Below are 21,584 nucleotides of genomic sequence, written 5' to 3' on the forward strand. Positions count from 1 at the left end.
TTACACAAAATGGGGTGATTTGTCGGCTCTATCCACCGATAGTCGACATGGATTCAGTGACGACGCCACTGGCACGCAGTTGCTCTGCTTCGAAACCATCGCGGGCACGCTGCTGGAAAACATGCTTGAAGGTGTGTAAAAGTGTTTCATCAGAAGCTCCTGACCGCATCAAATCGCGCACTTGTAAGACAGGATCTCCATATAGACAGGTTTTTAGGTCACCTTGGGCCGTCATGCGGATGCGATTACAGCTTCCACAGAAGGTTCTACTGAAGGCTGCGATAATGCCGAAATTGCCCTGAAAACCGGGAATTTCATAATTTGTGGATGTAGCTCCAGGCGATGATGGCAAGCGCTTCAAATGGGGATACGCTTCTTGAATATGGTTCAGAATCTTTTTATGTGTCCAGTGTAAGACGGGATAATGCTGCCCTTCTCCATTAAATGGCATCTCCTCGATAAAACGCACAGACACAGGATGCGTTTTGGCTAAAGCCACCAGTGGAAGAATATCTTCGATGTTTTGGCCATCCATTACGACGGTATTGATTTTTGTCTCGATACCGGCGGCTAAGAGCTTTTCCAAACAGTCCATCACGGCATAAAACTTATTACGTCTTGTGATGGCATAAAATCGATCTGCATCCAGGGTGTCTAAGCTCAGATTTACACTTTTAATGCCCATAGCTTTCAGTTCAGCAATGTAGGGAGCCGTGAGCACACCATTGGTAGTGATGTTTACGGCCTCGATGCCTTTTAAGGCAGTAAGCTGATGTAAAAAGGGGACGAGCCCCTTCCGAACGAAGGGCTCGCCACCTGTGATGCGTACTTTGCTAACACCATTTTCTGCCAATACACGACAAATGCGGAGCATTTCCTCATAGCTTAGAAGCGATTTTTTCGGAACGTAAGGCACTCCCTCCGCTGGCATGCAGTAAAAGCAGCGCAGATTACAGCGGTCCGTTACGGATAATCGCAAATAACTTATAGGTCTTCCGTGATTGTCGTATAAGGTATTCATGGTTAACTTTTTGCTTTTTCGATCGAAATGATGACTAACTTAGAAGTAGGTGTGTGGCTGTGGTCCGCCTTACTGCGAATCGGCACGAGCACATTGGTCTCCGGGAAATAAGTCGCCGTGCAGCGCTCAGGAATATCGAATGGAATGACTAGAAACTTATACGCAAAGCGCTTTTCGTCTTCATAATGTCCTACCAAATTCACCACATCCTTCGTCTTGAGGCCGGCTTTTTCCATATCCCTCGGATTCATAAAGATAACCCTTCTTTCATTATTCACCCCACGATACCGGTCATTCAAACCGTAAATGGTTGTATTAAACTGATCATGGCTGCGAATTGTCATCATCAGATACTGATCATCTGCTAGTCGAAGCTCCTGAGCCTTATTGATCGTAAAATGTGCTTTGCGGTCGGGCGTCGTGAAATCCCCCGTACGTGATCCATTTGGTAAGTAAAAGCCTCCTGGCTTACGCACCCGCTTATTGTAAGAATCAAATCCAGGAATAACAGCCTCTATCGCATCCCGTATATGATCGTAATTCTGTACCATCTTGACCCAGTCTACTTTTTCGCTGCCTAAAAGCTTTTTGGCTAAACCTGCTACGATCGCAGGCTCACTCAGCAGGGCTGCAGATGCTGGCTTTCTGTCTCCACGGGACATATGTACCACGCCCATAGAGTTTTCTACCGTCACGAATTGTGGCCCAGAAGCTTGCATGTCTTCCTCTGAACGCCCTAAACAAGGCAAAATCAATGCAGTTTTCCCATGAATCAGATGACTTCTATTCGGCTTAGTAGAAACATGCACCGTCAGGTCGCAGTTCATTAGCGCCTTAGCCGTATAGTTGGTGTCTGGAGTAGCAGAAAGGAAATTGCCGCCCAGGCCAAAAAACACATCCGCTTCCCCAGCATACATCGCTTCTATAGCGCTTACAGTGTCATGACCATGGGCGCGAGGAGGCTCGAAACCAAACACACGGTGCAAGCTATCCAAGAATTCTGGCTTCGGTTTCTCCCAAATTCCCATCGTGCGGTCTCCCTGTACATTACTGTGACCACGGACAGGACAGGTCCCAGCACCTTTTTTGCCGATGCTGCCTTTCAGGAGAAGAATATTCACTAATTCGCGAATGTTATCCACGCTGTTTTTATGCTGTGTAAGTCCCATCGCCCAGCAGGCAATGATGTTCTTTTTGCTGCAAAGCAGCTCCGCAGTTTCCTGCACTAAATGGAAAGGTACCCCACTATCCGCTGCCAAAGCTTCTGCATCATAGCTGGCGATATCCGCATTCAAGGCCTCGAAACCTTCTGTTTTTTCTTGTATAAAATCATGATCAAAGACGCTACCCGGCTGTTCCTGCTCGCGGTCCCACATAAGTTTGAGCAGTGCTTTAAATAGGGAGACATCCCCGTTAATGCGCACCTGAAGAAAAATATCCGTCAGCGGCGCACCCGTAAGCATACTTATTCCTTGCGGATTCTTAAAGTTCATCAACCCCACTTCCGGAAGTGGATTGATCGACACGATCTTGATGCCCTTGGCCTTGGCTTCCTCCAGCGCAGAAAGCATACGCGGATGATTCGTTCCTGGATTTTGACCAGCGATCAAAATCACATCAGCATGCTGAAAATCTTCTAATGTAACCGATCCCTTACCGATACCCACCGTCGTACTCAAGGCATAACCGCTGGACTCGTGGCACATGTTGGAACAGTCGGGCATGTTATTGGTGCCATACATGCGGATCATCAACTGATACAGGAAGGCCGCCTCATTCGATGCACGACCCGAAGTGTAGAAAATCGCGCGATCCGGTGAAGGAAGGCTTTTTAACTTATCTGCGATCAGCTGAAAAGCCTCATCCCACTGAATAGGTTCATAATGACTGGCGCCAGGGCGCAAAATCATAGGGTGGGTGATACGGCCAGATTTTCCCAGCTCATAATCTGTCCACTGCGTGAGCGCATGAACACTATGCTTTTTAAAGAACTCAGGATCAGCACGCTTAAGTGTTGCCTCCTCGGCTACAGCTTTGGCACCATTTTCACAGTACTCCGCTAAAAAAGAACGTTTTTCGTCAGGGTCGGGCCAGGCACATCCAGGACAGTCAAAACCGTTTTTTTGATTCAACTTGAATAGGGTAGCCAAACCACCAACACCCATTTCACTGACTACATGCTCGATCGCTACTTTGACGCCCATGAAGCCTGCCGCAGAGGTGGATGGCTTCTCTAAACGTATCTTTTCGAATTTCTCAGGCGGCTGTGCAGCCGGTATGTTTTTTTCAGTTACTGCCATTGTATACTATCGATTTATCCTTGAATTTTTTCCTTAATTTCAACAGAAGTGAGACCCTCAATTCGTGCCGAATGCGTGTAGCTGTTCAATCTGCCGGCCTTATTAAAACCTAAAAGCGTTATTCCGGTGGCTTCTGCTAGCTGTACGGCTAAACTACTGGGGGCTCCGACAGCAGAAAGCACGGCAATTCCCGCACGTCCCGCTTTTTGGACCAGTTCAAAACTCGCCCTTCCGCTGACTTGTAGGAGCAAATTTGCCTCCGGCAAAACTCCAGCCTGAAAGCCAGCACCTATGACTTTATCCACGGCATTATGACGTCCCACATCTTCATGAACCACGATCAGCTGACCATCTGGCCGAAACAAACCTGCAGCATGAATGCCCCCACTGGCTGAAAAATTAGGTTGCGCAGCACGTAAACGATCAGGTAAAGACAATAAGAACTCAGAAGAAAACAGTTGCTCCTGCACGGGAATAAACGAACACTGCTGTTCCACAGCCTCTATGGAACTTTTACCGCAGACACCACAGCTGGAACTGGTATAAAAATTACGCTGTAAGCGAGCAGGATCGAACTGTAGCTCAGGAGCCAGTTCTACTCGGATGACATTCCCAAACTGCTCTGGCTTTTCCACTCGCGTGCAGTGCTTGACAGAAAGAAGGTCGGAAGGTCTTTGAATGAGGCCCTCTGAATAAAGAAAACCCACGGCCAGAGCAGCATCTTCCCCAGGAGTCCGCATGGTCACAGCTAATGCTAGCTCCCGACGAAAGGGGAGCTCCCCATAGCCGAGCCGTATTTCTAAAGGTTCTTCTACAGCCACTAGGTCATCGAATATGTGACTCCCTTCGGTTGTCACCCGATGAATCCTATGGCGAAGTAAGCTATTTTGGGTCATGTAAATAAAGTTACTGTAAATGCGTAAAAGACGCAGATAGACGAAAGTAAAATTACCGAACAGCCATCAATTATAATCCCTCATAATTATCGGATTACTAGAAAAGATTGACATATATCAGTTATTTTCTGGCATGAAAAGTTAGTTACTTGCAATGTGACTAAACACACTAAACCAAGCTTATTTTCCATCACATCATGCATTCATTAACTCAAAAACAATAAACCTATGGGATTTCTTAGCTTTCTCGACCGGGAGAAAAGTATTGCCAAACCCGGTTACAGCCGCTGGCTCGTTCCGCCAGCTGCCCTTGCCATCCACCTCTGCATCGGTCAAATTTACGCCTACAGCGTTTTTAATGAGCCGATGACCCGTATCGTCGGAATAGATGCTCCTGCAGATGGGGATTGGCAACTGACCACATTGGGGTGGATATTCAGCATCGCCCTCTTCACCCTTGGGGCCAGCGCCGCCCTTTTTGGTAAGTGGCTTGAGAAAGCTGGCCCACGTAAAGCGATGTTCGTTGCGGCACTTTGCTTCGCCGGAGGCTTTTTGATTGCTTCTTTTGGTGTTTCTATTCATAACATTTGGCTTGTTTACCTCGGACACGGCGTCCTTGGTGGCATCGGCCTCGGTCTAGGCTACATTTCACCCGTATCTACCCTCATTAAATGGTTCCCAGACAGACCAGGACTTGCCACAGGAATGGCCATCATGGGCTTCGGTGGTGGTGCCATGGTCGCTTCCCCCTTATCTGTAAGCTTGATGGACTTTTTTGCCAGCAGCACCAGCACAGGTGTAGCCGAAACCTTCCTCACCATGGGCCTTATCTATTTCGTCTTCATGATGTTCGGTGTTTTTATGGTGCGGGTTCCCGCAAAGGACTGGAAGCCAGAAAACTATACGCCTCCAGCATCCACCAACAAGATGATCACCAAAAACAACGTGGAAGCGGATGTCGCCATCAAGACCCCACAGTTTTACTTTCTTTTCGTGGTCCTTATGTTAAATGTAACAGCAGGAATCGGTGTTCTGGGCCAAGCCTCTGTGATGATCCAGGAGCTCTTTTCCGCCGACTCAGTAGGTGATAAAGCCATCGGTGCGGCTGCCGCCGCGGGTTTTGTGGGATTACTTTCGCTATTTAACATGGGCGGCCGCTTTTTCTGGAGCTCCATTTCAGATAAAATCGGAAGAAAAAATACCTATTCTATATTCTTTTTACTCGGGGCCGTGCTCTACTTCGTCATTCCGTCACTTGGAAATTTAGGCTCCGCAGTACCCTTCATCATTGCGTTCTGCATCATTATTAGCATGTACGGTGGTGGCTTTGCCACGATCCCCGCTTACCTAAGAGACATGTTTGGCACCTTTGAAGTCGGCGCCATACACGGTAGACTCCTCTTAGCCTGGTCTTTGGCGGCCGTTTTCGGCCCAAGCCTAATCAATTATCTGCGCGCCTATCAAATCGAAACGGTCGGACTTCCAGCAGCTCAAGCCTATTCCTTCACCATGTACATCATGGCAGGATTACTTGTTATCGGTATGATAGCCAACCTGTTAGTCAAGCCAGTGGATGCGAAATACCACATGAAAGAAAAGGATGCTACTGCTTCTTCTACACCAAAACTTCAAACTGCGAAATCATGAAAAATTCAGAACAGCATTCCCAGACATCCCCTATATGGATCGCCCTCGCTTGGGGATTTGTAAGCATTCCACTGCTCTGGGGCGTAGGACAAGTTTTTCTGAAAACACTCGCGATTTTTCAGTAAAACGTAAAACTTAGCTTTACCCTATTTTGGACATAAAAAAGGATGTATCTTTGGTACATCCTTTTTTTGATACAGGAAAACCCTGCGTCCATTAAGGAGTTTAATGAAATAAAAAAACATGGAAATAGGTACTGCGCATGTTGAAAATATTCTCGCCGAATACTATCAAAGTCTAAAAACAGAGAATGAAAATAGACTCAAACATGTGGAGCTGGCCATGGAAAAAGCAGAAGAGCTTTTTTATGCGAAAGGTCCGATTCACATCGAAAAAAGTAAAACGCTTACCGTTCCTGCCATTAACCAAATAACATTAGAAGAGCACAAAGCCCAGATTCACCCGTGGGCCATGCAGGGTCAGCAAGTGCACTTTAACACCGAACTGGTCGATACCATCAAGGAGGCTACCGATAATACCGTAACGATCTTTCAGCGGATCCCCGAAGGCTTCCTGAGAATCGCCACGAATATCTTAAACCTGGATGGCAGTCGCGCTGTCAACTATTACATCCCCAACCGCTCCCCCGTAGCCACCGCCATCTTAAAACGGGAAACGTATCGCGGTTCTGCTTTCGTGGTAAACGACTGGTACTTGACAGCCTATAATCCCATCATCCAAGACGGAGAATTAATCGGTATGTTCTACGTGGGCGTTCCTGAATTGGCAGTCTCAGTCGCATGCCAAGTACATGCAAGAGGAGTTCCTGGAGCTCGTAGATTTTATTTTACATGCAGACCAAAAAGACACCCAAGAAATCGTCGCACGGATCGTTCATTATTTTTATAAAGATAGACCCATGGATGGCCCCGGCGCTATCCTGGAAATCGCCATGAAGCAGTTTGCACGCCTTTTAGTGGCTCAGAACAAAGCAAACAAATCCCTCCCTTCAGAACAGCAGCCCCCTCCTCAGGGGCATGTGAGCCAAGCAGGAGAATATTTGCGCCAGCATTATCAAGAGGAACTTGATATCGAGAAGTTAGCTGCCATGGTGCACATGAGCGTCCCTACGTTCTTTCGTGCCTTTAAAACGCATTTTGGTACCACACCGCTCCAATTTCTCCACGAACAGCGCATACGCGTGGCACGCGAACTTCTAAAAAATCCAGATATAAGTGTGGCAGATGCCTGTTTTGCACTAGGCTACGCAAACACCTCTTATTTCATTAAGACTTTTAAAAGCCAACTTGGCCTAACCCCCAAACAGTACCAGCTGAAAGTATGCAAGTCGTAACTGCTCCTCCCGTATATGTATTGGCCGGGGGCCAAAGCACACGCATGGGACAGGATAAAGCTACCTTGCAACTGTTGGAAACCCCCTTTTGGCGCTGGCTTCAGCTACGCCTAACCGCTCAGGGGCATGCTGTTTTTCTGCTCAGCGCAAAGGAAGAGCATCGCCACCTAGACATTCCCTGCATCCCTGAAAAACGGGCTGGAGGGGGTCCGCTGGCCGGATTAGAGGCCGCCTTGGAGCACGAGGATATAGGGCCCGTATTTCTGCTGAGCTGTGACATGCCCCTGCTTCCTATTTGGGCTTTAGCTCTCCTGCAGGAAAATCACCTAAACGCACCCGACGTACCCGTGGTGCTACAGATAGAAGGAAGAACTTGCCCCACGGTGGGACTGTACCCACAAAGGACCCTGCCGCACGTTACGATGGCGCTCGATGCGGGGCGCCGCGCCATGATGCCGCTCCTTCACGAGCTAGAAGCGCAGAACGTCGAAGTCAGCAGGGATCCCCGCTATCAGGCAGCCGAATTTATGAATGTAAATACGCCGGAGCAGTGGCTCCAACTCAAAACATACACGGAACAAAACCGAAAAAAATGGTAGACATTACACATAAAAGTACCACGCTACGAAAAGCCATCGCCCAGGCGGTGGTACGGGTGAGCAACGATGCGACCATTCAAGCGATCCAAGAACGTCGTGTGCCCAAAGGCGATGTATTGGAAATGGCGAAAGTTGCCGGGCTTTTTGCCGCGAAGCGGACAGCCGACATGATCCCCGACTGCCATCCACTTCCTATCGAGTTCGCTACGGTGCGGTACAGCATCGAAGGGCTAGAAGTACGCATCGAAATGGAAATTCATACCATCTACAAGACCGGGGTAGAGGTGGAAGCCATGCACGCAGCTTCGGTGGTGGCGCTCACCATGTACGATATGCTTAAACCTATCGATAAAGGGGTGGAAATTTCTCCATACGCCTGCTGAAAAAAACGGGAGGGAAAACCGATTACGCGGCTTTGGCCCAAGACCATGGCGTAGATGCGGCGGTCTTTTTCTGTGCCGATGATGTGCTGAGTGGTAAAAAAACCGACGAAGCGGGACAACTGGTTCGTGAGGCCCTTCAGGCTAAAAATGTGCAGGTAAAGGGCTATCAGGTACTCCCTGAGACAGCGGAAATCCTAGAAAAGCAGTTGTTACAAGCTGTCCGTGATGGGCATCGCATGGTGCTCGTGATCGGAAGTAGTGGCTTCACCCGTAAAGACATGGCCGCCCAAGTGATCCGGCCACTCCTGCAGCGCCCCCTTCCCGGTATCGAGGAGACGATCCGGCGCTATGGTCAGGAGCGCACGCCTTATGCCATGTTTAGCCACTCGGTGGCAGGCATGATCGAGCGTACACTGGTGCTCAGTATTCCGGGCAGTACGGCTGGCGCCAAAGAATCTATGGCGGCTATTTTCCCTGCTGTTTTGCATATTTTCCGTGTGCAGGACAAGCTAGACACGGGAGCAGACTCCTAAATGAAAAGAAAGTAGGTGGATATAATTACGAATAAGCGGTAAGTCCATCGGGCATAAGGCGGGTGGACTTACTTTTTATTGCGTTCGTAAAGAACACTCATAAGTCCATCCTTTAGCCCCACATCGGCACAAACATCCGCTTTGAAGTGGCGGCTGTCATGGCAGCCAAATAGATTTTAGAGGCCGGAATGATCACATCTGCGCGATCCGGGTTCAAGTTGAGCTTGTTCACGCGCTCCTCGTAGGTATATCCCTCTAAAAAGGCCTGAATTTCGATGATGCGGTCTTTGGAAATGTAGCGATTACCCTTTCGTGGCTTACTCATTTCAAAAATTTTATTGATATTTCCCCCCGTTCCGATACAGGTGATATTGGCTTTCTGCGGAGCATGTTTGGCGATGAAATCATGCATGCCTTTCCAAACCGAAAGAGGAATGTTACTCGATTCGAGTGCGCGCACAGAGCCAATTTTAAAGGACTTCGAAGCGATTTTCTGTTTCTTGTGGTAAATATTTAGCTCGGTACTTCCACCGCCCACATCCACGTGTAAGTAGGGCTTTTCGTCAATATACGACCAAAGTGCCACATTAATTAGGTCAGCCTCACGGTTTCCGTCGATGATGTTAATCTTCAGCCCGACATCCTCTTTCACCTCTTCGGCGATTTCTTTTCCGTTTAGGGATTCCCGCATGGCGGAGGTGGCACAGACCATGTAATCGTCTACCTCATACAGGTCGATCAACAGCTTGAACGCTTTCATCAGCTTGACAAACTTGCGGCGGTTTTTTTCCGATATGCGCTGATGGTGAAACACATCCATACCGAGACGCAAGGGAAAGCGTAGGTACTCTAATTTTTTAAAGGTGGCTTGTCCATCGTGGTGGGTAACATTCGTGATTTGGAGGCGGATGGCATTCGATCCGATATCTACGGCGGCTAACTTCAAAAGATAGGGGGTTGGTGAAACATATTTCAATGACTAATATACTACTTTTTCCTAGGCCTACATGCAGATGGAAGCTGATTCATAAGCACCGCCTGAAAATAGTGACCACTACGAGGCGGCGCGCTGGTCCTGATAATGCTTCCAAGAAGCAGCGATGCTGATGCTAAGTATGGAAAAGACCACTAGCAGGGAAAGGGTGGGAGGCACATGGAAGACAGCGGAAAGCAGCATCTTGCTTCCTATAAACACCAAAATCAGGGCCAGACCATGCTGCAAGTAATGGAACATGTCAAAACTATTTGCCAGAAGGAAGTACAGTGCACGTAATCCCAGGATAGCAAAGATATTCGAGGTGTACAGAATGAGCGGTTCATTTGAAATCGCAAAAATCGCGGGAATAGAGTCCACTGCAAAAAGAATATCGGTAAACTCTACCACCGCCACCACGACAAGCAGCTGGGTGGCATAGCGCTTGCCGTCCGCTAGGCGAACAAAGAAATGACCGTTATGGTAACGTGGATCTACACGGAAAAGCCGATGGATGAGACGTGTGGCTAGAGAAGAAGAAAAGTCTTTGTCTGCTTCCTCCTCGTCCGATTTCCAACTTTTAATACCGGCATAGAGCAAGAAAAAGCCGAAAAGGGTCATGACGACGTTGATTTTGACCGAAAGGTCGCCAACAGAAAAGGCGGGCAGATAAGTGATTTCGATAAGGGCTACGCCAAAATAAATGAAGATGGCCCTGAAAATGATAGCGCCTAAGATACCGTAAAACAGGACCTTATGCTGGTACTTATCCGGCACTTGAAAATAGCGGAATATCAGAATGAATACGAATAAATTATCCACACTGAGCGCTTTTTCTATCAAAAAGGCGGTGTAATACTGTGAGGCAAAGGTTTTTCCATAGTCCCAAGCGATATACAAGCCAAAAAGTAGGCCTAGGCCCACCCAAACGATGGACCAATTTAAGGCCTCACGGGTACTTACCTTATGGGCTTCCCTGTTAAAAACAAATAAATCGATTCCCAGCAAAAGGAGAACCAGGAGGAAAAACCCAATCAGGGTGTACTGTTCATGTTCCATACATCGGACACGCTACATCTGCTTGTAGTAGTGCTTTTCTAACTTTCTTTTTACGCGGAAATAATTGTAAAACCCTAAACCCAACAGTCCCACAGAGAGTGCAAAGGCCACATAGCCTAAATCGCTCACATGATCGAGCGCTTTCACCTCGATTAGGGCCGTGCCGCTGACCAAGAAATACAGCGCGGTACGGATATACGACAATAAGGTACGATCATTTGCCATTGTGGTTCGCTGGCGAGCCAAGTAATCACGTACGATTAGCTCTTCTTCATTTTTTGGATCTGCGCTCATAGCTGTATTTTTTAATTTTTTCACAAATTTATCTTATCGACAAGAATCAAATAGGTGACAGAAGTCACCTATTTGAGCTTACGTAAGAAAAACCTTAATGGTGTCGTACTACTGCGGGCGCAGGGCTTTTTCATTAGCAGGGGGTAGGGCGTGTGACCGCATCCTTACGCACCACATACTTTTTCAAGTCACTGTGGAGAAGCTGTTCCAGCTCATGGCGCTTCTCCAGCGGTGTTTCTGTGAACACAAAGCCGAAAACCCCATAGGTGATAAAAGGGAGCTTGCGCACATGCAGAATCCCTGTGAGATCTCTTTCCAAAGCAGGGAAGTTAAAGCCTGCGATTTCATCTGCCGGAATTCCGCTGGTATTGTCTAATAAAACAAGTGCAAAAAGCGCATCTGGTTTCGCTTGCATCATGGCCTCGATATCAGGGCGCTGCTCCTGCATAAAGGCTTCATAAGCATTTAGCCCGAAAGCAAAATGCGCCACATCTGCCGTGGTACAGAAACCCCCAAAGCGCATCGGATTCACCTCTATCGGTATGATGCGTCCATCCTCTTGCTGCCGCACCTCGAGGTGCAAAGGGAAATTCTTCAAGCCAGTAACCTGTGCTAACACCTTTAAAAACGCTAAAACAGGTTCATGAAGCCGCTTCCAAGTACCTAATGAAGCGCAGTATACCCGGTCGGAAACATCCGCCTCCGATGTAAACCAGTGATGCATGATATTTAAAATCACGGGTTCACCTGCTGCGTCTAGGTAACAATCGATCGCATACTCTTCACCACGAATATAGGACTCGATTAAAAACTGCTGGGTATTCACTACCTCACCAGGGTACATGTCCTGTGTGGCTAACAACTGCGCCTTTAAAGCCGGGAGCACCTCCTGCCAGTGTTCAGGACTGTCCACTTTAAATACACCCAGCTGAAAAAGCCCACCGCAGGCTTGATGATGAAGGGAAATGGAAAACGGCTCACATCAAGACTGTCCAGCTCCTCCTCCGCCACTTTCGTGAAAAAATAATCTGGAAAAGCAGCCTTTACGAGGCCTCTAAACCGATGCTTGTCCTTAAAAAAGGATAGGCTTTCTGGGATAGGCGTGTGCCCCGCAAACTGCTGCAGCCAGTAAATCGTGTTTTCAGAATTGGTGTATAATTTGGGGCGTTCAGATCGTTCCATGCGCGCCACTGCCTCAGAGATGGAAATCCACTTGGGCGAATAACCTTCCATAATTTCCTCAGCTACAGGGTTTTAATTACAGGAGTCTCACTGCCAGCCAAGGTGCTTTTCAGAAAATCGGATACATACGGGTAGTCAATCAAGAACATAATTACAGGCTTAGTTTTTAAACATACAAATATAGCGTATGAACGCCAGTTCCTCGCCACCTCTTAGCAATTTTCAGGCCATTTCAAGCGACATAAGTGCTTAGAACGGGCATAAAAGGTTTCAAAGCAGCAGAAGTCCTGCCTCTAATAGTCCCATCCAAACTTCCGACTCCGTAAAGGCATCGAAATCCTGTATGCCGGCAGCCAGACAGGAGGCCTGAAAACTGCTCCAGCTAAGGCTTTTTTTGCCCGCGCCAGGGGCGCAAAGGGGCAGCACCTGCTCTACAAATGCCTGAAGCTCCCGACTAGCAGGCAGCTCCACCTGTCCACTTCCTAACTGAGCCCGGTACACCTGCTGGCGACGCCCCTTTGCCAGCGCGCGCGTGCGCAGACGGAAAGGATGACCGATGTATACAACCTTAGTGCTGGGCTTGATTGCTACCTCATCTTCCTCACTTTCTAAGGCATCGTAGATAAATTCCGGCGACACGCGGGTGCGGGGAACCTTAAAGTCAAACCAATCCGAAAGTGGAAAGTCCAAGCCATGACCATGCATGTAATTGTAAAGCGCTTTGCTTAAGCCCGGACCGAAGCGTTCATGTTCGGCCCCACTAGGATCCTCGTGGAAACGATCATTATCGGCAAATCCCTCAAAAACAGGTCCCACTTCCGCTACTCCAAAATCTTCTGGCGTCAAGCCCACCGGAGCATGCGCCGTCATAGCAAACTGATGCCAAAAGCCGCTTTGGAGAACACCGTGCCCGAAAAGCTGCCGCACCATTTCTAAACTATCCACCGTTTCCTGTGCTGTCTGCGTAGGAAATCCATACATGAGGTAGGCATGCACCATAATTCCTGAAGCGGTAAAATTGCGCGCCACCCGCGCCACCTGAGCACCGTCACTCCTTTTTGCATCTTCTCCAGCAGGCGGTCAGAGGCCACTTCCAGCCCGCCCGATACAGCCACACAGCCGCTTGCTTTTAACAGCCGACAGAGGTCATAACTGAAGCGCGACTCGAAGCGTATATTCGTCCACCAGGTACAAATCAGCCCCCGACGGAGAATTTCCAGCGCTAGCTCACGCATAAGCGCCGGAGGGGCTGCCTCGTCCACAAAATGAAAGCCAGTGGTCCCCGTAGCCTGAATCAATTCTTCCATGCGGTCCACTAATAAGCTTGCGCTCAGAGGACTATAGTCTTGAATGTAAGGCAGACTAATGTCACAAAAGGAACATTTTTTCCAGTAGCAGCCATGGGCCATGGTCAATTTATTCCAGCGGCCATCGCTCCACATCCGGTGCATCGGATTCGTCCACGCGATTACCCCCAAATACGAACTTAGCGGCAGGCCACTGTAATCGGGCGTACCCACAGCGGTAAACGGAAAGTCAGGCTGCTCCTCAGAATTGATGAACTGTACCTCGCCGCTCTGATCACGGATAAAGGTCCGCTTCAGCTGCGTGGACTCCACCTGCCCACATGCGTGTCCGTACACCTGCAGCAGAGGACGCTCCCCATCATCTAAGGTCACATAATCGAGAAAATCAAACACACGCGGATCCGATAGCCTTCGTAATTCTGTGTTGGGATACCCGCCTCCCATAGCCACTTTTACCGCAGGATAAAGCTTTTTAAGGTACTGCCCGATACGCAAAGCACTGTATAAGTTGCCCGGAAATGGAACCGATAAACAGACCAGGCTCGCACCGCGTAGGGTTTCCTCCCGCAGCGCTAAGCGCTCAAAAAGCAATTGATCAGTGAAGGTAGGCGGAAGCTGTAAGGCCTCCAGCAGCCCTTCGAAGCTACTCGCCGAACGGCTAAGGCGCTCTGCGTATCGGCTAAAGCCAAAATAAGGGTCCACCGTCTGGGTAATCAAATCACTGAGGTCCTCTAAAAAAAGGGTAGCAAAATGCCTGGCCTTATCTTGAATGCCCACCTGCCCGAAGGCCCAATCCAATTCCTCCAACTGCTGAAAGCGAGGCCCCTGTGGTAAATAATCCCCAGCAGCTAAAGCATACGCTAAAGTAGGATCGGCATACTGAAGAAAGCGAATAACAGGATCGATTCTGCGAATGTAGGTATCCTGCATATCTACCAGTGCTTTTTGACCTTCGGTCAAATCCTCATACTTCTCTTCTAGCTGCCGAAAAAGCCGCTCCAGCCCAGTTCTGGAAAAGAGTGTCAAGATCACCTCCAAGCCAAGGTCCAACTGAAGCGAAGGGAGCTGGCGGGTGTTTAAAAAGCCTTTGATGTAGGCCGTGGCAGGATAAGGGGTGTTTAACTGCGTAAACGGTGGGGTAATAAGTACGATCACTTCCTTCAGGACTAAATAAGCCGCAAGATAGCGCTAATTCAGCACATTAGGAAGTGATCGATGCGAGGACTGCCGGACATGTGCTTACATGCGATCCCCGAAGTACAGCGCATTAAAGAAAAGCCTGTTGGTACCGAACCAGGTGCCCCTGAAATTCGGATTGTCGATGAAGTGTACCACCGTTCCCGATCCCAACTTAGACACGGAAACACTCATCGCCTTGGGGATTTGCGCCAAGTTGCGCGCCGACACATAGCCAGCAAGTAAGGGCTGCTCGCGATAGCGTACCGGGTTTTGGAAAGGGTCTGCTACGGGCGCAAAGAAAATACTACTGTTGCGGTATACCGGCAAATTCTCCCGCGTATAGCCATAAGCCAGCGGATGACTGAGGTCCAGACGCGTGGCATACATGCTACCACCGATGCTTTGGGCCCCATAATAATCACGGCGATTTCCAAAACCCACCTCGTCGGCAGGTGCTGCCATAGGAACTTCTTCCAGGTTTTTTAGAGGCGTGATGCCCGCACGAGAAAGCCACTGATTCGCACTCTTAACGGCGATGAGCACACCTCCCCGCGAGAGCCAATCCTTCAGGTGCGTCAGGCCGTGCTCACCGATGGCACTGTAATCGCCCGATGCCAGTATCAACGTATTGTACTGATGTAAATTGACCCGTCCGAAGCGCTCCACATCTACTTTCGTAAGTGACATTTCCAATTTTGTATCCAGTAAATGCCAAATTTCACCTGCCTCCGTAGAAGTCACTCCGGCACCTACCAGCATGAGGGCTTTCGGCTGTCGAATGGCAGTCACCTGATTGCTTCCCAGATCGATGCCCTGCTTGCTCAGGCCACTAGAAACGGCATAAACCTGCTGCGAGAGGCTTTGCGCTTCGCGCAAAACGAGGGCTTCGACCTGCTCCAGCGGCAGCTGCTGAAAGCCCATCGGAATAAGAAGGGTGCCCGGCCCAAAACTGCGCTCACCCAAATGTGTCTCTGAGGTAAAAGAAGCGCCACTGGCTTCTACATACACACCCGCCCGCTGTAGGCGCTGCAGCAGCTTCGGGGCAAAATAATCTTCCCAGGCAATGAGATAACCTACAGCAGGTCGTGTATCCGGCTGCTGGAGTTGAGGACTCGGAATCTCCACAAGCGGAGTACCTCCCGGATTTTGGCGTAAGGCCGCAGTAGGCATGTCGTATGCCAAGGCCATGTTCCAAGCCGAGGCATCGTAAAAAACAGAATCCGCAAATTCCGTTACCCGCTCGAAAATGCTGCGCACCATGCGATACTGCGGCTGTCTGGTAGGGACTAGCCAAGACTTGCCCGCTTCGAAACGCTGGCCCTCTTGGTTGATAGTACTCTGATTTTCAATTACCTGAATCTGATGCGCTAATAAAAGGTTTAAGAACAAACGGTTCTTGCTTGCATCCGCAGGATCACCGAAAACATACGCTTTGGTAGGAGAGGAGGCTGCCTCCTGCTCGGCAGTTTGGAAAAATTCTCTCAGGTAGCGATGCATAAACTCGCGGGCTTCCACTCCTGCTTCTAAGGTTGCGAGCGCAGTTCGAAATTGATTACGAATCGTAAACGCGAAGGTAATAGGGCCCCGCTGGGAGTCTTGAACATGTCCGCGGGAGCTGCCCTGTTCGAAAACCAGTCCGAGGCCACCCTGTATGTCCGGGTACGTGGATCCATAACCGGGATAGCTGTTGTCAAAAACCTCTTTTGTCCAGTAAAGCGAGCCGATCGCATCTAAATTTTTAGCGAAATAGGGGACAAAGCGCTGCGTAACTTCCTCGTAGTTTTTACGCGGCACCACTGGATTTTCAGAGCTAAAAGGCTTCGTGGGTTCGAAAAAATAGGTGCTATTCGTCCCCATTTCATGAAAATCACCCACCACATTCGGGTACCAGCGGTGGTACCAAGCCATTTTATGCTGTAGCTCCACCTGCGTCAGCGGCAACCAGTCTCTGTTGAGGTCGAACCAGTAATGATTCGAGCGTCCTCCTGGCCAAACCTCATTATGCTCCCGATCGAGCGGATCTGCCACAGGTGGAAAGGCACGGTGCATATTGGCCCAGTGGCTGTGACGATCTCTGCCATCAGGGTTAATGGCCGGATCGATGAGGACTAGGGCCTCTTGGCGCACGCGCTGCGCCAGCTCCCCCTCCGCAGCTACTAGCCAGTAGGCGCTAAGAATAGCGGCCTCGGTGGTGGAAGGCTCATTTCCATGAACGGAAAAGGCCAAATTTAGAATGGCGGGCATGCTGCTCAGATCGGGCATCGCTTGATTTGGGCGTGTCAGTAGGAGATGGCGCTGCCGAATGTCCTCTAAACGAGACTCCTCCGTATTTTCGGACACATAAAGGACCAGCTGCGGCCGTCTTTCATGCGTGTAACCGATGATTTCAAGGCGCGCATAGGGGCTAGCCTCCGCCAAATACTGGAAATAGGCATGTACCCGATCGTAGCGGGTATGAAATTCCCCGATGGGATAGCCCAGAAACTCCTCCGGGGACTGGATATTCGGGTTAAAGCGTTCACCCTCAGGGAAAAAGTAGCTTTGGGCCGGGGCCCAAAAGGAAAGTAAACAAGCTGCTAGAGAAAGCAAGACACATTTTCGCATGGTGTTTAGGATTAAATCTACCCCCAACATGCTACCATTTCTCCCTTTTGGCAAGTCTTTTCGGATGAAAGGTGTGTGAATATGCTAATTGTTTAGTTAAAAAGGGTAGTGGTGCAGGTCGATGCCCCAGACGATGGGTAGCAAGAAGTACACCAGCAGACTGATCAGCAGAACGGAGAGCAGGTTAAGGAGAAAGCCTGTTTTCAGCATATCGCGAATTTCCAGATAGCCGGAGCCAAAAACGACGGCATTAGGAGGAGTGGCAACGGGCAGCATAAAGGCGCAAGAGGCAGCCACTGTGGCGCCCACCATAAGGCCATAGGGATGCATGCCCACTTGTAAGGAGACTGCAGCTAAAATGGGGAGCAAAACGGAGGCGGTAGCGACATTGGAGGTGATTTCGGTTAGGAAATTGACCACTAAAACGATGCATAGCAGGAAAAGCAGGTAAGGCAGTGTTTCCAGCAGGGCAAATTGCAGGCCGATGGCTTCGGCGAGTCCCGTAACTTGAAAACCATCCGCCAGCGCCAGTCCACCTCCAAAAAGCAATAGAATGCCCCAAGGGATTTTTTCAGCTGTTTTCCAGTCTAAGAGCTGGACATTTGGGCGGTTTTTTTCGCCTGCGGGCAGTACAAATAGGAGCAAAACACCTCCAAGTGCAATTAACGTGTCATCCAGTGCGGGCAGCAAGGTTTGGAGCTGGCTACGTAGGATCCAGGCCAGGCTCACGCCCCCAAAAACTAGTGCCACACGCACTTCAGGTGAGCGTATAGGGCCTAGCGCGGCCAGCTGCTGGCTGACTTCGGTGCGTGCCGCTTGTAGTCCTTCCGCCTGCGGGAAAGAAAAGGCATGGTAGGCCAGGTAGTACCAGCAGATGGCCAGTAGCAAAAGGGAAATCGGCAAGCCGAAAAGCATCCACTGGCTAAACCCGATGGAAATGCCATAAAATTGTTGGATCATCGCCGAGAGTGTGATGTTCGTTGGGGTACCGATTAGGGTGGCCAGTCCACCGATGGAAGCGCTGTAGGCGATGCCGAGCATGAGTGCTTTGCCGGTAGGCGAACGCTTTCCAGACGCGTCATTTCCGTCCAGCTGCTGGGTGACAGCGAGCCCGATGGGAAGCATCATCAGCGAGGTGGCGGTATTGGATATCCACATGGATAGCAAGGCGGTGGCGCACATAAAGCCGAGTAAGATGCCGCGGAGATGGGTGCCCAGCAGCAAGACGACGTGAATGGCCAAGCGTTTATGTAAATTCCATTTTTCGATGCTGACGGCCAGCATAAAGCCACCCATGTAGAGCAGCACCATGGGATGGGCATAGGGAACGGCTGTGGCACTAATGCTGCGGATATCCAGCAGGGGAAAAAGAAATAGCGGTAATAAGGCGGTGGCAGGTATGGGCACAGCTTCTGTCATCCACCAGGTGGCCATCCAGAGGGTGATGCCCAGCATGCTGCGTGCTTCTGGGCTGAGGTCAGCGGGAATCCCGGACCAGAGAAAAAAAAAGAAAGAAAGCGGGTCCCAGTAGGCGCCCGATGCTGCTGGCTGTCACGTAGCGTAGTGTAAGGTGGTGAGCAGGCTTTGCTGCCGCAAAGTCTGTGTAGTTTCACGTGCATGTTACGCAAAACAGTTTATAAAGCAAAAGTATTTTTTGGGGAGCGGGGATTTCGGGCGAAGGTAAAATCATTTACTTAACATAATATAAATTATATAACAAAAAGGGAGGAGCCAGTAAGGGGCCTTGAGGCCCTTTGGTTTAGCTTATTATCCCTTCGCGCTAAACGCGCAAAAAAAAACGCCCAAACACTACATCTGGTAGCATTTGGGCGCGATACCCTTAGGTATTTGGCAAACAAGCCGCCTATTTTTTAGAACTGACTAAACTTACACCTACAGCACTCACACCGCGTGGCGTTTTGGCTGTATCGTAATAAACTAAATCATTCGCCGTTACCTCTTCCACACAGTCATTGACGTGAAAGAAATACTTTTCGCTCGTTAACTGGTCTACGATAAAACCGTAGCCTTTCATTGGATTAAAGTAATTGACCCTGCCTGTGCGCTGCTCTCGCTGTCCAGCAGCACTGCCCGCAGGGGTACTCACATGAATGTCATTCGGGTCGATCTTCTTCTTCGGCTTGGTCTCGTCCGGTGGCGTGTCTGTAAGGTTGCCAAATTCATCTACATACACCAACATCTCATCTAAACTTACACTGCCGCGCTCTGCCTTGGCTTCCTGACGTTCTGCTCGCTTCTCAACTTTCTGTTGCTTTTTCTTTAATTTCTTTTTTTCCTTTTCTTTTTTTACTGAAGGTCTCCCTGCTTTTTGACATTGCATTTTGTTTTATATGATACAAACTAAAAATATTCCCAAACCCTGAGAATCCTGAACACACTCGCGCCACCAAGCATCCGTCTTAACTGAATAAGTTAAAAAATTTTAACAAATGTACGAAAAATAGGGACAAATTCCAATTTTACAGCGAAAATCAAATCTCCATCGCATGCTCTAAGTCCGCCAAGCGCTCCTCATAATCGTACTGCAGGTCTTCGTGGATTTTTTCGAACAGCCGCGTGCACTTGCGGACCTGAGTAGCGTAGACATTGTCCACCTGACGAGCATAAAAACGCAGCAAGTCATACCGCAACATCTCCTCACAAAAGTGCAGAATCAACTCCAACTGCTCGACAGGATCCTTGGTCATGCGCAGGGTTTTAGTCAACTTATTACGCACCTTAACAATGCTTTTTCTGGCCGTATGGTAATTCGAAAAGTTGCTTGCCGCAAATTGCTCACTGATAAAAGCACAGGCATCTTGCACAAAAGCTTGTGGCTCGTATCGCCGCTGAAAGTAATAGGATAAAAAAAAGTTTATTGCTCGCATCGAAGCGTAGCAATTCCTGCACCGCCTCCCGAAGCTGGGCTTCGTCCATCAACTTCAACTCTTTTTTTTAATTCACTTAGTGCTTGTGCTTTCATACCCTAAAATAAAGCAGTGCGAAGCGAGAAAAAAAACAAGAGCAAACAAAATTGCCCAAAACAAGCGTTATCTTACCGAAATTAAGGAATCGCAAGCTGTTCATTGCCCATGTTACACGAAATAAAAGCCATTTTAAACGCTTATTCCTCCTATACCTCAGCCGGTAAACGCTGCGCACTCGCTACAGTCGTCGATGTGGAAGGTTCTGCCTACCGGAGACCAGGTGCCCGCATGCTGGTCGCCGAAGACGGCGATTTTGCAGGGGCTATCTCCGGAGCTGCCTGGAAGGTGATGCGCTTAAAAAAGCACGTACCGCCATATTGAAACAAAGCCCCTCCCTCCTGGTCTACGATACACGCCGTGATGACACGAAAAACTTTGGTGCCGGGCTTGGCTGTAATGGCCTTATTCATGTCCTCGTGGAACCGATTTTACCTGAAAAGCCCTCCCAGATGGAAGCACTTCAACAGGTCTTGGATAGCCCGGCAGCCGTCCTGCTTTGCACAGGCTTTGACCCACAGCCTTTAGCTACCCAACATGCGGGTACGCTACCGCCTATCGCGCTAGCTAGGCATGCTGCCGATGTAGCTTACAGTGTTTCATCGACTTTTTTAACTGATGGTCAATACATGGAAGATAGTGAAAGAGAGTTGATTAGCTCCAAAATAATGGAAGCCGCTGAAGACCAGCGGAATGTGCGCTGTATCCTTTCCCGACAGCAGTATTTCCTTCAATACATTCCCAAACCACAGCGACTGGTCGTCCTGGGAGCAGGAAATGACGTACAACTCTTGGCTCAGCAAGCCTTACTACTAGGCTGGGAACTCCTGCTCTTGGATGAGCGAGAATACTATTTGCGCCCCGGCGCTTCCCTGAAGCCGTACACACCCAACTCATCACCGCGGATACCATTCCCTATGCGCGCTTCCGTCCCGAAGATGCCCTCCTGCTGATGAGCCATAATTTTACCCTTGAAAAAAAATTCCTAGCGGGCCTACCTGTTCAGGGCTATCGATACATCGGCATGCTGGGTCCGAAAAAAAAGTTTGTGAAGATGCTGGACGCCCTTCGCGCCGATGAAGTGCCCGAAGATGTGTACCAACAGGCAGCGGCTGCTTATGCGCCGATCGGCCTGCAGCTGGGAGCAGAGGGGCCAGCGGAAATTGCCTTGGCGGTATGCGCAGAAATCCTCGCGGTACGCAAACAAATGGCGCCAAAACATCTTAAAGACATAGAAGGACCCATTCACAAACATGTCTTAGGATAATC

23 protein-coding genes and 1 pseudogene are annotated in these 21,584 nt (G+C 49.3%); 10 read left to right on the forward strand and 14 right to left on the reverse strand.

Annotated features, from left to right (window positions below; all coding sequences use genetic code 11):
- Positions 1–28: 28 nt before the first annotated feature.
- From moaA to fdhD, 3 genes are read right to left on the reverse strand one after another with little or no spacing between them, the layout of a single operon-like run.
- A complete protein-coding gene (gene moaA, locus A3SI_RS07930; protein WP_009054964.1) occupies positions 29–1,021 on the reverse strand; it encodes a GTP 3',8-cyclase MoaA in 993 nt (330 codons plus the stop codon).
- Between the two features lie 2 nt (positions 1,022–1,023).
- A complete protein-coding gene (locus A3SI_RS07935; protein WP_009054965.1) occupies positions 1,024–3,321 on the reverse strand; it encodes an FdhF/YdeP family oxidoreductase in 2,298 nt (765 codons plus the stop codon).
- 14 nt (positions 3,322–3,335) lie between these two features.
- The gene (gene fdhD / locus A3SI_RS07940) at positions 3,336–4,217 is read right to left on the reverse strand and encodes a formate dehydrogenase accessory sulfurtransferase FdhD (protein WP_083836461.1); all 882 of its coding nucleotides are present in this window, start codon (positions 4,215–4,217) and stop codon (positions 3,336–3,338) included.
- A gap of 228 nt (positions 4,218–4,445) precedes the next feature.
- On the opposite strand from fdhD, the gene A3SI_RS07945 reads away from it, so the two are divergent.
- The 7 genes from A3SI_RS07945 to A3SI_RS22510 all read left to right on the forward strand — a co-directional run bounded on the left by A3SI_RS07945 (position 4,446) and on the right by A3SI_RS22510 (position 8,733).
- On the forward strand, positions 4,446–5,864 hold the full coding sequence (locus A3SI_RS07945; RefSeq protein ID WP_009054967.1) for an L-lactate MFS transporter: 1,419 nt from the start codon (positions 4,446–4,448) through the stop codon (positions 5,862–5,864).
- A complete protein-coding gene (locus A3SI_RS23535; RefSeq protein WP_449406403.1) occupies positions 5,861–5,989 on the forward strand; it encodes an MFS transporter small subunit in 129 nt (42 codons plus the stop codon). Before A3SI_RS07945 ends, A3SI_RS23535 begins: the two co-directional genes overlap by 4 nt.
- 118 nt (positions 5,990–6,107) lie before the next feature.
- Positions 6,108–6,773, forward strand: coding sequence for a Cache 3/Cache 2 fusion domain-containing protein (locus A3SI_RS07950; RefSeq protein ID WP_009054968.1), 666 nt, complete (start codon positions 6,108–6,110; stop codon positions 6,771–6,773).
- A 10-nt stretch (positions 6,774–6,783) separates the two neighbouring features.
- Positions 6,784–7,218: a helix-turn-helix domain-containing protein gene (locus A3SI_RS07955; protein WP_009054969.1), complete on the forward strand. Its 435-nt coding sequence runs from the start codon at positions 6,784–6,786 to the stop codon at positions 7,216–7,218.
- Positions 7,206–7,817: a molybdenum cofactor guanylyltransferase gene (gene mobA / locus A3SI_RS07960; protein ID WP_040670435.1), complete on the forward strand. Its 612-nt coding sequence runs from the start codon at positions 7,206–7,208 to the stop codon at positions 7,815–7,817. The genes A3SI_RS07955 and mobA overlap by 13 nt, the downstream gene beginning before the upstream one ends.
- Positions 7,811–8,200: a cyclic pyranopterin monophosphate synthase MoaC gene (moaC, locus tag A3SI_RS22505; RefSeq protein ID WP_316929129.1), complete on the forward strand. Its 390-nt coding sequence runs from the start codon at positions 7,811–7,813 to the stop codon at positions 8,198–8,200. The genes mobA and moaC overlap by 7 nt, the downstream gene beginning before the upstream one ends.
- A 32-nt stretch (positions 8,201–8,232) precedes the next feature.
- Positions 8,233–8,733, forward strand: a complete 501-nt coding sequence (locus tag A3SI_RS22510; RefSeq protein ID WP_316929130.1) for a molybdopterin-binding protein — start codon at positions 8,233–8,235, stop codon at positions 8,731–8,733.
- 68 nt (positions 8,734–8,801) lie between these two features.
- On the opposite strand, the pseudogene A3SI_RS07970 reads toward A3SI_RS22510, so the two are convergent.
- The 11 genes and pseudogenes from A3SI_RS07970 to A3SI_RS08010 form a co-directional block, all read right to left on the reverse strand.
- Positions 8,802–9,679, reverse strand: a pseudogene (locus A3SI_RS07970) (Ppx/GppA phosphatase family protein).
- Between the two features lie 108 nt (positions 9,680–9,787).
- The gene (locus A3SI_RS07975) at positions 9,788–10,765 is read right to left on the reverse strand and encodes a TerC/Alx family metal homeostasis membrane protein (protein WP_009054973.1); all 978 of its coding nucleotides are present in this window, start codon (positions 10,763–10,765) and stop codon (positions 9,788–9,790) included.
- A gap of 12 nt (positions 10,766–10,777) precedes the next feature.
- Positions 10,778–11,059, reverse strand: coding sequence for a DUF202 domain-containing protein (locus A3SI_RS07980; RefSeq protein WP_040670471.1), 282 nt, complete (start codon positions 11,057–11,059; stop codon positions 10,778–10,780).
- A gap of 133 nt (positions 11,060–11,192) precedes the next feature.
- Positions 11,193–11,972 (reverse strand): ATP-grasp domain-containing protein, encoded by a 780-nt coding sequence (locus tag A3SI_RS07985; protein WP_238531663.1) that lies wholly within the window; start codon positions 11,970–11,972, stop codon positions 11,193–11,195.
- On the reverse strand, positions 11,930–12,292 hold the full coding sequence (locus tag A3SI_RS20530; RefSeq protein WP_238531664.1) for a hypothetical protein: 363 nt from the start codon (positions 12,290–12,292) through the stop codon (positions 11,930–11,932). Before A3SI_RS20530 ends, A3SI_RS07985 begins: the two co-directional genes overlap by 43 nt.
- Positions 12,293–12,511: 219 nt before the next feature.
- Positions 12,512–13,240, reverse strand: a complete 729-nt coding sequence (locus A3SI_RS22515; protein WP_316929131.1) for a hypothetical protein — start codon at positions 13,238–13,240, stop codon at positions 12,512–12,514.
- Positions 13,174–14,703: a B12-binding domain-containing radical SAM protein gene (locus tag A3SI_RS07990; RefSeq protein WP_316929132.1), complete on the reverse strand. Its 1,530-nt coding sequence runs from the start codon at positions 14,701–14,703 to the stop codon at positions 13,174–13,176. The genes A3SI_RS22515 and A3SI_RS07990 overlap by 67 nt, the downstream gene beginning before the upstream one ends.
- An 84-nt stretch (positions 14,704–14,787) precedes the next feature.
- Positions 14,788–17,331, reverse strand: a complete 2,544-nt coding sequence (locus A3SI_RS07995; RefSeq protein WP_040670473.1) for a M14 family zinc carboxypeptidase — start codon at positions 17,329–17,331, stop codon at positions 14,788–14,790.
- A 96-nt stretch (positions 17,332–17,427) separates the two neighbouring features.
- A complete protein-coding gene (locus A3SI_RS08000; protein WP_009054978.1) occupies positions 17,428–18,786 on the reverse strand; it encodes an SLC13 family permease in 1,359 nt (452 codons plus the stop codon).
- 409 nt (positions 18,787–19,195) lie between these two features.
- Positions 19,196–19,672 carry a cold shock domain-containing protein gene (locus A3SI_RS08005; RefSeq protein ID WP_009054979.1) on the reverse strand — a complete coding sequence of 159 codons (477 nt, stop codon included), beginning with the start codon at positions 19,670–19,672 and terminating at the stop codon, positions 19,196–19,198.
- 151 nt (positions 19,673–19,823) lie between these two features.
- Positions 19,824–20,069 (reverse strand): hypothetical protein, encoded by a 246-nt coding sequence (locus tag A3SI_RS08010; protein WP_162098434.1) that lies wholly within the window; start codon positions 20,067–20,069, stop codon positions 19,824–19,826.
- A gap of 354 nt (positions 20,070–20,423) precedes the next feature.
- Between A3SI_RS08010 and A3SI_RS20535 the strand changes: the two genes are divergently transcribed.
- Genes A3SI_RS20535 through A3SI_RS08025 form a run of 3 tightly spaced genes read left to right on the forward strand, consistent with a single transcriptional unit; the run spans position 20,424 to position 21,582 of the window.
- The gene (locus A3SI_RS20535) at positions 20,424–20,639 is read left to right on the forward strand and encodes an XdhC family protein (protein WP_040670441.1); all 216 of its coding nucleotides are present in this window, start codon (positions 20,424–20,426) and stop codon (positions 20,637–20,639) included.
- A complete protein-coding gene (locus A3SI_RS08020) occupies positions 20,636–21,268 on the forward strand; it encodes a hypothetical protein (protein WP_040670442.1) in 633 nt (210 codons plus the stop codon). Before A3SI_RS20535 ends, A3SI_RS08020 begins: the two co-directional genes overlap by 4 nt.
- The gene (locus A3SI_RS08025; RefSeq protein ID WP_238531667.1) at positions 21,226–21,582 is read left to right on the forward strand and encodes an XdhC family protein; all 357 of its coding nucleotides are present in this window, start codon (positions 21,226–21,228) and stop codon (positions 21,580–21,582) included. Before A3SI_RS08020 ends, A3SI_RS08025 begins: the two co-directional genes overlap by 43 nt.
- The last annotated feature ends 2 nt before the right edge of the window (positions 21,583–21,584 follow it).

Origin of the sequence: Nitritalea halalkaliphila LW7, from assembly GCF_000265075.1 — a bacterium.
GTDB lineage: Bacteria > Bacteroidota > Bacteroidia > Cytophagales > Cyclobacteriaceae > Nitritalea > Nitritalea halalkaliphila.